This is a genomic window from Flavobacterium sp. (assembly GCF_027531705.1).
Taxonomy (GTDB): domain Bacteria; phylum Bacteroidota; class Bacteroidia; order Flavobacteriales; family Flavobacteriaceae; genus Flavobacterium.
The window spans coordinates 1-13,284 of record NZ_JAPZSP010000002.1; the positions used below are offsets into that span (position 1 = coordinate 1).

The 13,284-nt window shown below is 29.7% G+C and carries 9 protein-coding genes; 3 read left to right on the forward strand and 6 right to left on the reverse strand.

What is annotated here, in order from left to right:
• From O9267_RS00540 to O9267_RS00560, 5 genes are all read right to left on the reverse strand, one after another.
• Window positions 1–559, reverse strand: a 559-nt coding sequence (locus O9267_RS00540) for a PH domain-containing protein (RefSeq protein ID WP_298175193.1), incomplete at its 3' end; no start/stop codon positions are given.
• A 115-nt stretch (window positions 560–674) separates the two neighbouring features.
• Window positions 675–1,847 (reverse strand): glycosyltransferase, encoded by a 1,173-nt coding sequence (locus tag O9267_RS00545; protein ID WP_298175194.1) that lies wholly within the window; start codon window positions 1,845–1,847, stop codon window positions 675–677.
• Window positions 1,848–1,859: 12 nt separating this feature from the next.
• Window positions 1,860–3,026 (reverse strand): glycosyltransferase, encoded by a 1,167-nt coding sequence (locus O9267_RS00550; RefSeq protein WP_298175195.1) that lies wholly within the window; start codon window positions 3,024–3,026, stop codon window positions 1,860–1,862.
• 20 nt (window positions 3,027–3,046) lie between these two features.
• Window positions 3,047–4,246: an oligosaccharide flippase family protein gene (locus O9267_RS00555; RefSeq protein WP_298175196.1), complete on the reverse strand. Its 1,200-nt coding sequence runs from the start codon at window positions 4,244–4,246 to the stop codon at window positions 3,047–3,049.
• Window positions 4,247–4,555: 309 nt separating this feature from the next.
• Window positions 4,556–5,581: a response regulator gene (locus tag O9267_RS00560; RefSeq protein ID WP_298175197.1), complete on the reverse strand. Its 1,026-nt coding sequence runs from the start codon at window positions 5,579–5,581 to the stop codon at window positions 4,556–4,558.
• Between the two features lie 193 nt (window positions 5,582–5,774).
• On the opposite strand from O9267_RS00560, the gene O9267_RS00565 reads away from it, so the two are divergent.
• The 3 genes from O9267_RS00565 to O9267_RS00575 are packed head-to-tail and all read left to right on the forward strand — an operon-like array spanning window position 5,775 to window position 11,639.
• Window positions 5,775–8,864, forward strand: a complete 3,090-nt coding sequence (locus tag O9267_RS00565; protein WP_298175198.1) for a hypothetical protein — start codon at window positions 5,775–5,777, stop codon at window positions 8,862–8,864.
• On the forward strand, window positions 8,864–10,099 hold the full coding sequence (locus O9267_RS00570; RefSeq protein ID WP_298175199.1) for a hypothetical protein: 1,236 nt from the start codon (window positions 8,864–8,866) through the stop codon (window positions 10,097–10,099). The genes O9267_RS00565 and O9267_RS00570 overlap by 1 nt, the downstream gene beginning before the upstream one ends.
• Window positions 10,083–11,639, forward strand: coding sequence for a glycoside hydrolase family 2 TIM barrel-domain containing protein (locus O9267_RS00575; protein ID WP_298175200.1), 1,557 nt, complete (start codon window positions 10,083–10,085; stop codon window positions 11,637–11,639). Before O9267_RS00570 ends, O9267_RS00575 begins: the two co-directional genes overlap by 17 nt.
• Here O9267_RS00575 and O9267_RS00580 read toward each other — a convergent pair.
• Window positions 11,619–12,821 (reverse strand): glycosyltransferase, encoded by a 1,203-nt coding sequence (locus O9267_RS00580; protein WP_298175201.1) that lies wholly within the window; start codon window positions 12,819–12,821, stop codon window positions 11,619–11,621. The genes O9267_RS00575 and O9267_RS00580 overlap by 21 nt on opposite strands.
• Between the last annotated feature and the right edge of the window lie 463 nt (window positions 12,822–13,284).

Sequence of the window (13,284 nt, forward strand, 5' to 3'; positions counted from 1 at the left end):
CAGGAAATTGTTTTTCATCTCTATAACCAGATTGTTCTACAGGAATAATTTCGGCAAAATTGGTCACTTCTTCAGTTGCAACCTCTTCTACTTCTTCAATCACTTCATCATAAACTGGCGCAATTTCTTCTACAACTGAACTTGCTGTAGCTGTTGAAGCGGGATTTTTTAATAAATCTAACTGCTCTTTTGCGTAAGTATATAATTTTCTGGCTTGATTTTTTGGTAAATAATCAACCGTGTGTGTCAAATCTGATTTGGTGTTGAAAGTAAAATCTGCACCAAGAATTCCTTCTTTTACAAAACTTCCTGCAACATCATCCCAATCATAGTCTATGAATTCCATTGATAAACCTAAATTTTTAGGCTTACATAAAATAATTCTTTTGTTTGTAACTACAATACTATCAGGAAAAATGGTTACTGCTGGCTTTTTTTGAACTGCAATATAGCCCACTTCTTCGTTTGACATTAAAAGATTATTCAATTTAGCTGTGATTTTCTCAATCGCTTTTGGATCTTGATCTTCGTTTAGTATTTTTTTCAGATTATCAATCATCTGTTTATTTCTTTGATTTTGTTTTCTATGTACCTACAAAAATAATACCTAAAATACTATTTTTCATAATTACTAAGAAAAATTAAGAAGAAAAAAGCACCTTTTGTTTTTAAAACTAATTTCTGTAATGTATAGCTATATGTCCAATTTGTCCAACAATTTTTATTGAGTCTTTCATGGACAATTTAGAACCATCTGCATGAATCCATCTTTTTAAAGGTTGCTCTAAAATTAAATCTTTGGTTTCTTTTGCGCCATATACTTTTTTCATTCGCATAAATATTTCTACGTCGAACAACCATTTTGTAATGAATTTGTTTTTAAACGTATTTTCGATAACATCTTTAGTCATTATTTTAGCGCCGCACTGAGTATCTTTTATTTCCATTCCCAATGTTTTACGAATAATAAAATTTATAGTTTTACTAATAATAGCGCGAGCCGATTCTTTTTCAATATCGGCACCCATTCTAGTAATTCTAGAGCCAAAAACCATTTTGTACTTTGAGTTAGAAATTGTCGAAGCTAAATCGTTGAAATCTTCAAAATCTGTTGATAAATCGGCATCTAAAAACCCTATATAATCAAACTGGCTTTGCTTTGCAAGGTGTAACATTCCTAACCTAACTGCTTCAGCTTTTCCACCATTTTTTTCGCAATCGTATACACTAATATGATCTTCATAACCTTTTACTAGTTCTTGCAATACTTCAAGCGTTTTATCTTTACTACCATCATTTACAAAACACAAATGATATCCTAAATTTTTATGAGCAAATTCTCTAAACTCATCGCTCAAAAGTCGTTTTTCTTCATTATAACACGGAATTACAACGCCAATACATTTATTTTGAATAAATCTTGTTTTAGCATCAAAATCATTATTGTCTGCTAATGTACTTTCCGAATTCACACCTATTAAACGTTTTACTCTAGCTCCAATTTCACTTAAGCTTAACGGTTTTTTCATATAATCATCAATACCTAAATCAAATCCTTTAATAATGATTTCTTCATCGGTATTACCAGACAATACCATAACTGGTGTTTTGTCTCTTCGAGTTTGTTTAATGTGCTTAACTACTTCTAAACCTGACGGAAATTCGTCCCCTTCATTTTCTCCAGACATATTGATATCGACAATAACCAAATTTGGTTGAATTGCATCATATTTTTCAATAGCATCAACAACATTGTCAGCACTGATTACTTCATATCCTAAATCGGTTAATGATTTTTCTAAAGACAACAAAACTAATTGTTGGTCATCAATTATTAATATTTTCATAGTTGTGTGTTTTTATAGTATTTCATGAAAACTGTTCATATACATTGTTACAATTTTATCCATCGAAAGTGCGCTTGCTGCTTCAAAATTTGCTTTGGCTATTTCTTTGCGATAATCATCATTTAATAAAATTTTGTTTATAGCGGTTGCTAACGATTGAGCATTTTCGGGATTAAAAAATTCACCTTTATAGCCTTCATCTTTTACTAAAAGTGCTAAATCTCCCAAATCGGGCATAATTACCGCTTTCCCGTAGCTTCCAGCCTGATGTAAAACACCAGAACTTCCTGTGGTTGATGTATATGGAAAAACCACAATGGTACTATCAGTAAAAATTCTTTCCACATCGTTTTCTTCTACATATCCTGTAAAAACAATCCCTTTAACGTCTTTATATTTTTCTTTTACTCCATCTAAATAGCCTGGTGTGTTTGGGCTATCAGTTCCTGCAATTACAATTTCGAGTTGATCAGGATTTGTTTTTCTAACTATTTCAACAGCTTCAATTAGGATTTCTACTTTTTTATAAGTTCCAAATTTTCCAAATGCCATTATTTGTTTTGGTCCAGATTTAAGTTCAAAATTGGGTTCTTTTACTGTTTCAAAAGTTCCGTGTGGAATTAAAATTACATTTTTTGTTTTATATTTAGCATTTAAAATATCAACATATTTATGTATGGTTACAGCTACTCTATTGGCTTTCAAAAGGCATCTCGTAATGTTTGTACCTATAAAATTATAGATGGTTTGCATAATTTTACTTTCTGTAAAACCTGCTTTTTCTAAATCGACTTGCTCTAAAATATTATGCAACAGAACAACCGTTTTAAAACCAAATAATCTTAAAAACATTGGCAATAACAATCCTAATGCAGAAGGTATTTTTTTATCTCCAAATTTCACAAATTGTAAATTGAATAAAATCACATCGGGTTTTTCTTGTCTGGCGGCTTTAATTACAGAGAAAAAAGTGGTGTAACTATTAAAAGACCAACAATCTTTAACTTTAATCTTTTCTTTTTGATCAAAATCCAACTGCTTTGGTTCGTTGGTTCTGTCTGACATCAAAATCAATTCGGTAACTTCTTTGTTCTGAACAAAGTTTTTTACTAAATGGTAACCGTACTCGTTTAAGGTTACTTTACTAGGCGGAAATGCTGTTACAACTGCTACTTTCATTTTTGAATAAAATAAATTAATTAAATGGCCGTTTTTTTATTATTGGTAATGACGAAATAACTCAGTTGAAATACTAATAAAATAAGCATAGCAACTATTTGCATTACAACAACCTGCTCTAATGAATTATGAAATAATATAATCAAGACAATTTGAGTGAGTCCTAAAACAGCAGAAATCACAACCGGAATATACTTGTTGATGGACAAAAAATAATAGGCAAAAATATTCGCTATGGCAAAAATTGAGGTTGCTAAAGCATATTTCCACAATAAAAATGCTATAGGTAAATATTTTTCACCAAACATTATTGTGACCACCAATTCTGGAAAAAGAAAAGCTCCCAAAACGATTACAGTGGATAATAAAACTACATATAAAACATATTTAAATAATATTGGCAATGTATCTACACCGTCTTTTTTTAACTGAATAACTTTAGGCAGTAATAGCATCACAAACATCCAGGCAACAAAATAAACTACCCTTCCTATTAGAGCTAAAGACGCGTACAAACCTGCTTGTTCGTTATTAAAATAATGCTTAACAAGTAAAATATCACTGTTGTTGATTATTATTTGAGTAAGCTCATAAAAAGCAGTTAGAGCAAAAAAAGCTATTATTGGTTTAACTTCTAAAGAATCAGTATCACTTTTAATTTCTTTAACAAGAATTGATTTTTGAAACGGTAGCAACCCGAATACAAACGAAATTAAAATACCAAAAGCAATAACTAACGACGATTCAATTGTTGGAATAATTAAAATGATTGCAATAGTTAAAATTAGCCTGCAAAGCATTTCAAAACAATAGGTTTTTGATAAATCTTTTAAATTATTTTTGCCTTGATACAACCCTCTATTGATACTCATAACAAAATACATAGGTAGTCCTAATCCAAAAACTATAAACATAGTAGAAGTTTTGGTATGAAATATTTGTTGTAATTGATTATGCAGCAGAATAGTTAGAATTCCAAAAAACAATCCTATAACGAGTGCATTTTTTAAAATAAATCTTAAGAATTGTTGAAGTAAGCTCCCATCAAACAATACGGCATATTTTGCTGTAACTACTTGAAAAGTCATTCCAATAAAAGACAAAACTAAAAGCAGCGTAATTAATATTGCTGCATCTGCAAATTGCGATGGCCCTAATATTCTTCCTAATAATAAATTGTAGAGATAATTACCTATATTAACAAATAATATAGTAATCATAAAAAACTGTTCGGGTCCAATTTTCGAGTAAGTACTTTTAAGATTCATTAGATATTTTGGGGTTAAATAATAAATCAATTATAAGGATAATTGTATTCCATATTACAAGCAGGTTAATTCTTATTTTTCAAATATAAAAAAAATAATTTTAAGAAAAAAAGAGATGAATAATAAATCCATCTATTTTGAAAAAAAAGCATAAAAACACCAAAATAAACGACGAAAAACCTTTTTTTGTCTAATTTGTCTTACTATTCTCAAAATATTTTTAACAGAAAAGTTAGCTTCTTTTGAATTAATTCATCTGTTTTATGGTTTCTCTAAAATATACATTTTTGTTTTTTCCATGCCATATTCCTTTTTCATTCTAATAAATATTTCTACATTTAATAAACTTTTGGCTAGAAATTCTTTCTGAAATGTTTTTTCAACAATTTCTTTGGTCATTATTTTGATACCGCATTGATTATCATTTTTATCCATGTTCAATTTTTTCATTTTGGCTTCCACTCGCCGAATTCTGGAACCTGTAACAATTTTATAATTCGAATTTTTAATTGCTGCAACAAGTGTTTTAATATCTTCTAGATTGGTTGTTAAGTCAATGTCAAGAAAACCTAGATAGTCAAATTGTTGTTCTTTTGCCAAATGCAACATTCCTAGTCGAACAGCCTCCGCTTTACCTACAGTTGTCTCACAATTGTAGATACTAATTCTACTTTCATTTCCCTTACGCAAATTGTTTAACACTTGCAAAGTAGTATCTTTGCCTTCATCACATACAAAGCAAAAGTGGTAACCTAAGTTGTACTTGATAAAATTTTCATATGTATCAATCAACAAATTTTTCTCATCGTTACAACACGAAATTACAACTCCAACAACTGAATTCTGAATATAAGCATTTCTGTTATCCAACTCACAAATAGAGTCGAAACCTAATACTTTTTTAACCCTAGCCCCTATTTCTCCTAAACTTATTGGTTTTTTTAAATAATCTACAGCGCCTAATTCAAATCCTTTTTTAATTATTTGTTCCTCAATGTTACCTGACAATATCATTACTGGAATATTTTGTTGCTTTATTACTTTTATATGATGTATTATATCTAAGCCCGAAAAGTTATTTGAAAATTTATGATTGTCTTCTAAAGAACAACTAGCATTTAATGGCATATTTATATCAACAATTACTAAATCTGGCAAGGTTAAGTCGTACATCTTTATAGCATCTTCAATTGTACTTGAAGTGATTACTTCATAACCAAGGTCGGTAAGACATTTTTCTAAAGATAATAATACTAATTCTTGATCATCTACAGTTAATATTTTCATAGGATACAATTTAAAATATAATAATTTCATTGAAAACTTTTGCAAATCTATATTGAGATAAAAATCATTTCATGAATTTTAGACCAATGATAGTTTTTATGTAGATAAAAGGCATTTATATATAGATACTTTAAATTTAGGTTGTAAAATGTTTATTATTATATTTACATCATCAATAAACAAAAGATTGTTTGTGAAAGAAAAATCAAATAAATATTTATTAGCGGCATTACTAATTGGAATTGTTTTCCACTCTAGTGCTATTTTCTTTACTTTAGAAAATACATATGATGCTTTAATTCATTTATTTTTTGGTAATCATTATGCTCATAGTTGGTTTGAACCTTGGAATTATAGTTGGTATACTGGGTTTACAGTTATGGGTTATCCACCGTTGGTGCATCAATGTATTGGTGTATTGTCCTATATTGGCGGATTAAAATTTGGGATGTTCACAGTTGCCATTATTGGTATTATTCTTTTTATTACTGGTGTTTTTAGGTTTTCTGTAATGTTAACTGGTAATCGAAATGTAGCTGGATATGCCTCATTATTAGCTGTCTTTTCATCTTCATTTGTAGAAACATTACATATTTTCGGGCAATTACCTAGCATTGTTGGTATATCAGTATTGATGCACGCATTGCCAGAAATTTATCTTTGGATAAAAACGGGTAATAAAAAATACTATTTTACTTCTATTTCTTTAATAGCGGTTACTGTTTGTTCTCATCACGTTACGCCTTTATTCGGGATGATTTTCTTCATTTTACCATTAATAGGAATGACTGTTATGGATGTTGCTCGCGAAAAAGTAAATTCATACAAAGAAGTAAATCTAAAATTATTTATCCAAACCACGTTTTCATTATTAAAAAGAATGATAGCTTTTGGGTTTACTGCAGTATTTTTAATTGTGTTTTGTATACTTCCGTATTGGATAAACTCAAAGAAAAACCCAATTACTCAAGTTCCTATTCCGCATGGAAGTCGTGATAATTTTCTTGAAGTTACTTCTTCAGGATTAATGTTTTTCATTATTCCTTGGGGAATTTTATTATTCTTATTGCCTTATATTTTTTACAGATATTACAGCAAACGCTATATCTTTTTTGGATTATCGATTACATTATTATCTATTTTAGGCACTGGTGGAACCACTCCAATTCCATTAAAAATATTAGGCGACAATGCATTTAACATTTTAACTCTAGACCGATTTACCCTTTGGGCTGCAATTATGAGTTTGCCAATGTTTGGTGAATTCACTTATCGATTGGTTGAAGGCGATTTACGAACTAATCTTCAAGAACGATTTGGTTCGGTGTATTATAAAATTATTTCGGGATTATTTGCGGGTTCATTTTTGTTTATGGCTGTTTTCACCATAACATTGGGCTATTTTCGTCCGTTTCAACCTCAAAAAATAAACACATTACCTATTGTCAATTTCTTAAACCAAGACCAACACGATCAATGGCGCTATTTGCCTTTAGGATTTGGCGATCAGATGGCAACATTATCGTATCAAACCAAAGCTTTAACTGTTGACGGAAATTATCATTCGGCTCGACGATTGCCAGAATTGACTTCTCGTGCTGTTGAGCGTTTGGAAAATTCAAAATTTAGAGGTTTAGAAGGTATTGGTTCATTACAACAATTTTTAACAGTCCCTGAAAAATACAATTTAAAATATGTTTTTTCTAACGATAAATTCTACGATCCAATATTGTATTTCTGTGGTTGGCATCGATTAACTCAGTTAGAAAACGGCATTATGGTTTGGGAAAAACTAAACGTTCCGCCATTATCAAAAATTCTTCCGATTGAGGATGTGCCATTGTACCAAAAATTGATGTGGGGAATTATTCCTTTATTGACTGTTGTTATAGCTTTTGTATTAAATATCCAAATGATATTCTATCAAGCCTTAAAACTAAAACCAATTACCCAGCCTGATTTTTTTAAATTTACTGTTGAATATAAAAAATTTCCAAGAATATTGGTAAGCCTTTTACACCTTTGGACAGGGATATTATTGTTTATCATTTTTTACTTTACTTACCAATTTTATCTTAATAATTCATCTCAATTAAGTCCGAAAAATGTAGTAAAAGCCTATTATGATGCAATCGATTTTAAAGAATTTGAAAAAGCGCATTCCTATTTAGATCCAAAAGGAAACAAATCGTTATCGCAATTTATGTTAGAAACAGCCGTGCAAGACGGAATTTTAAATTCGTATGCAAAAATGGATGCTATTGATATTCAAGTGCTCAATCAAACCAAAAATTCAGCCAAAATTATTGCCAAAACTAAATGGGTTACACCTATAGAAATCATTGAAAAAAACTATACACACGAAGTTATTAAAGTAAATGGCAAATGGTTTATCGTACCAAATAAAATCGATTTGGATATTCCGCCAGATCAATTTATTGCCAACAATGGTACAGAATATTTCAAGCACGGTAGACGTGCAGTTTCTACACAACAAACCTATCACGATGATATTTTGAAGCAGCCCGTTTTAGAAATTTTATCGGCAAAATTAATTCATTTCAATAATCAATATATCATTATTGGAGAAATTCAAAATGTAGATAATGTTCCAGCAGACGTGGTTTTAAAAGCTACTTTGTATGACAAAAACAACAAAAAACTAGCATCGTTTAATTCTAAATACGAAATCAAACACAAACTGATGCCTAAAGAAATTACGAGTTTTAAAGTGAATTTTGAAGACATTGCTTGGTTGAAAAATACCGATGTGAAACCAAAAACTTTTAATCCAAACGAATTTACACCTATAGAAATTATAGAAAACCCAGTAACCTTTGATATTCAATGCGCTGGAAACGTTGCCATTACTGACTTATATACCCAAGTTGCTCTTTCAGATTTTGCTATAGAAAATAATCATATTAAAGGTGCTTTGTTTAACTTTGGCATTCAAGAAAGTACAATTCCAGAAATCTTGGTTTCCTACTACAATGATAAAAAAGAATTAATTTATGTAGATCATTTCTTTATGCGTGAAGGTGTTCGGGTTCAACGCAAGAATTATTTTGATTATGAATTGTTAACTTTGAATAATTGCAAAACGTTAAAATCGTCATTAGAAAACTGTTTTGTAAATGGTTTGGCAAACGAATCAATATCAAAAGCGGTAGTACCAAATAGAAAACCTATTCAAAATGAGGAACAATTGCAAAAAGTAAAAGGTAAAGGATTTGATTATATCAAAATCGAAATTAATAATTATATAGGAAATCCTCGATAATGAAAAAAGCAAGAAACCTATTGATTTTGTTAAGTGCTTTGCTCCTATTGGCATCTGGAACTGCTTTGGTTTCGGATAAAAAAGTAACATTTGAATTGGTTTCCAAATCCGAAACTTATATTGCTGGAAATAGCATTGAATTAGAATTTTATTCCAAATCTGAAAAAGAAAAACCACAACTTTATATTGTGCATTCTTATGGAAAAACTTTGCTTGATGCCACAATTGAAAAAGGAAATTACATTTTTAAACTCCCGAAAAATTATTACCAAAAAACGGGAATTGTTTCTTGGTTTTTGATTTATAATGATGAAACCATCAATTCAGGAACATTTGAGATTCTGCCAAATGATAAAACTAAAACAGTAATTGAAAATTATTTAGGACCAAGAACCATTCTTGCTGGAGGCAAAGAATTTACTATGATGGTTACCGTTCCTACAGATAGTCTTGATAATCCGAAAAAAGAAAATACTAATGTGATTTTGAAATATCAATTTTTACAAAACATTACTAATCTTACTTTAAAAACCAAAGATTTTATAGCTTGGTATGACATTTATTCCCCAACAAAATCTGGAAAAATGTTGGTATCCTCAGAATGTAATAAAATTGATTCTAAAGAAATTGAAACCGAAATTTATTCAAATATTGCGACCAATTTCACCATAAATTATACCCGAAATCACGATTTTGCTGATGGAAATCAAATTACACATTTTACTTCTTCAGTAATAAAAGATCAATATGGCAATACTGTAAGCGACGGAACAATGGTTTCATTTATCATAAAAACAAAAAATAATTTAGTTCTGAAAACTTTTGGAACAACAATAAACGGAATGGCTTCTGCTCAAATTTTGCATCCTGATCATCAAGAAGTATATAAAGTAAAAGGTTTTGTAACTGGTATTGCCGAAAGTAATTCGATTACCATTAATTACAAACCCATTATATCCAAATTCAATTATTCATTTTCAAATAAAAACCGAACTATTACTGTTGGACCAATTAAAAGCTTTATGAATCAACTAGTTCCAGATGGAATAAAAGTGGTTTTGAAAATTTTTAATCAAGATTCATTAGTAACAACATTGCAAGAAGACACATCCAAAGGAATGGCAACTTTTGAAATATCGGAAGATTTTTATAAAGAAAAAAACTATCGATTTGAAATTACAACTTTGGGAATTACCCAAAAAACTGAAACCCTAAACTATGAGCTTCATAAATAATAAAAATACGATTCGAATTGTCTTTATCAGCTCATTTATTTTACTAAATGTGCTTTTGCTTTTTGGTTTGAGTAACATTTTAGAATATCTAAATTCAGGTGCCGATAGAGCTTCGATGTTGCATTTGGAGAAAGAAACCGTTAATACTTATTTGCCAAAAGTCATTTGGGAAAAAGGAAAAAATGTTGGCCGCGAAATGGAACCCAACACTTTGAAAATGGTTGAAAAAGATTACTTGTTTTCTTGGTATATAAAAAATAAAGCTTTAGAAAATAATAAAAAATCGGGCATTGAAGACTTCTATTCTAAAAACACAAGAATAAATTTATACCAATCTATAGATTATAATTTAAAGAATAAAATTTCAATAGAAAGTACCACAATAAAGCACTTTCCAAAACTAGAATTTTATAGTGAAGACGGGCAACAAGTAGTTTTTACTGATAAGAATGTAATAGAATTTCAAAAGGTTTTTAAAGATAAAAAACTAATTGCCGAAGTTCAAGATACTGCTACTTATAAAGTTTTAATGTTGTTGGAAGATGGTTTTTGGCGCATTAGGCACTTTCAGAAAATAAAACCAAAAGCATTTGCAAAAGATACTTTAAAAGCAAATCCAGAATTTAAAGTTGTTGGTAAAAAGATAAAATACAACAATGCCGATTTTACGATAAAAGGAATCAATTATTACCCGAAAAATTCGGCTTGGGATACTTTTGGAGAAAAATTCAACAAAGATACTATTGCTAAAGATTTTGATATTATTAAAAAAGCAAAACTCAATTCCATCAGGATTTTTATTCAATACGAAGATTTTGGTAAAGCCGATATCAAACCTGAAAAAATAGAAAAACTTAAAACTTTATTGGATTTAGCAGAAGTAAAAGACTTGAAAGTAATTGTCACTTTGTTTGATTTTTATAGCGATTATACTCTAGAAAGTTGGACACTAACAAGCCGTCACGCCGAAAAAATTGTGTCAGCATTTAGAAATCATAAAGCCATTTTAGCTTGGGATATTAAAAACGAACCGAATTTGGATTTTGAAAATCGAGATAAAAAAAATGTGTTGAATTGGTTGCAACAAATGACAACTGTAATTAAAGAAAACGATCCTAATCATTTGATAACAATAGGTTGGTCAAACTCCTATGAAGCAACGAATTTAGAAGACAAAGTAGATTTTGTTTCGTATCATTTCTACAATGCCATTGAAAATTTTGAAGCTGAAAATTCTATTTTAGAAAAAGCCACAAAAAAACCTGTTGTAATTCAGGAATTTGGAGTTCCGTCGTATAGAGGATTGTGGAGTTGGTTTGGTAAAAACGAAAAGGGTCAAGCCGAATACCACAAAAAAATGCAAGAACTATTCAAAAAAAACAATCTAGCATTTATGTCGTGGACTTTATATGATTTTCCTAGTGTTCCCGATCAAGTAGCAGGAAAATGGCCTTGGCAGAAACTGAGACAGAAAAAATTTGGTTTTATTGATAAAAAAGGAAAAGAAAAACCTGCCTTTTTATACATTACTAACAACTAATTTTTTTATTTTGTTGGTTTGAATTTCTTTAATTTTGTCTAAATACATATCAACCGTTTTATCCATAGATAAGTTGCGAGCAGTATAATAATTAGCCCTTGCTAATCTAACTCTATACTCATCATTGAATAAAAGAACTTTTATAGCTTTTGCTAATGAATTTGACGATTCAGGATTAAAAAATTCACCTTTATAACCTTCTTCATCTGACAATTGATCAAAATCAGCAATATTGGGCATAGCTACAGCTTTTCCGTAAGTTCCTGCTAAATGCAACACTCCAGAGCTACCAGTAGTACAAGTGTAAGGCAATGCAACAACAGCACAATCAGAAAAAACTTTCTCAACATCATTCTCTTTTACATATCCCATAAAAGTAATCCCTTCATGATCACTGTACTTTTCTTTGATTGATTCCATATAACCAGGAGCATTCGGACTATCAGTTCCAGCTATCACTAATTCAACCAAATCTGTATTGTTTTGTCTTATTAATTTAATTGCCTCTATTGCTACATCAAGTTTTTTGTAAGTTCCAAATTTTCCAAATGCTAATATTTTTTTAGGTCCTAAAGGCAGGTCAAAATTTACTTTATGAGAAGCTTCAAATGCTCCATAAGGAATTGAAATTACATTATTTGTTTTGTATTTGGTATTAAGTACATCAACATATTTATTCAATGACACAACAACAACATCAGCTTTTAATAAACATTTTGTTAAGATTGTTCCGAAAAAACGTATTATTTTTTTCTCCAACTCACTAGAAGCAAATCCAGTTTTTATTAAATTAACTTGCTCAATTATATTATGCAATAAAACAACTGTATTATATCCAAACATTTTTAAAATCATTGGTATTAAAAGCCCTAAAGCCGCTGGTATTTTTTTATTACCAAATTTTAAAAACTGCAAATTAAACAAAACAACATCTGGTTTCGATTTTAAAATCGCTTTAACAATCATAAAAACAGTAAGACAACTATTAAATTTCCAACATTGGTCAACTGTAACTTTATGACTATTGTTAAAATCTAATTGCTTAGGTTTATCCGTTTTATCGGTAATTAAAACTAATTCAGACACTTCATCTTTTTGAACAAACTTTTTCACCAAATGATAACCGTATTCATTCAATGTTGATTTGCTTGGTGGATAAGCTGTTACTATTGCAATTTTCATTTCTTCTATTATTTAAATTAAAAATTATTTAAAGCCAATAGCTGCTCACTACAAGACCTAATCATGTTGGAGGATTTTTATTGTATAAAAAATAATGAACAATAAAAACCACATTTTACATTTTCAAAACGACATGAAATGCCGCTTAAATCATATAACATGAGCAGATAAGTAGGTAAGTTTTTGCTATTCTGTGAGTGAATTTTTTGATTTATTACAAAAGAAACTGATTTTCAATTGGGATTTTGAGCAATCACATTAATTTGTTTTTGTATCAACACAAAATATCAATGATAGATTTTTTTGGGGAAAAAAGGACAACGTGCTTATTTATTTCGTTTTAACATCAGTTTCTCAGTAGGTTTTGAGAAATTGAAAACTAAGATACTACCTTTAATAAGCTTCATAAGTAGTAAATTAAGAGCTTGTTTTCAAATTTTAAAAAACGTCTCTTCTTAATAAG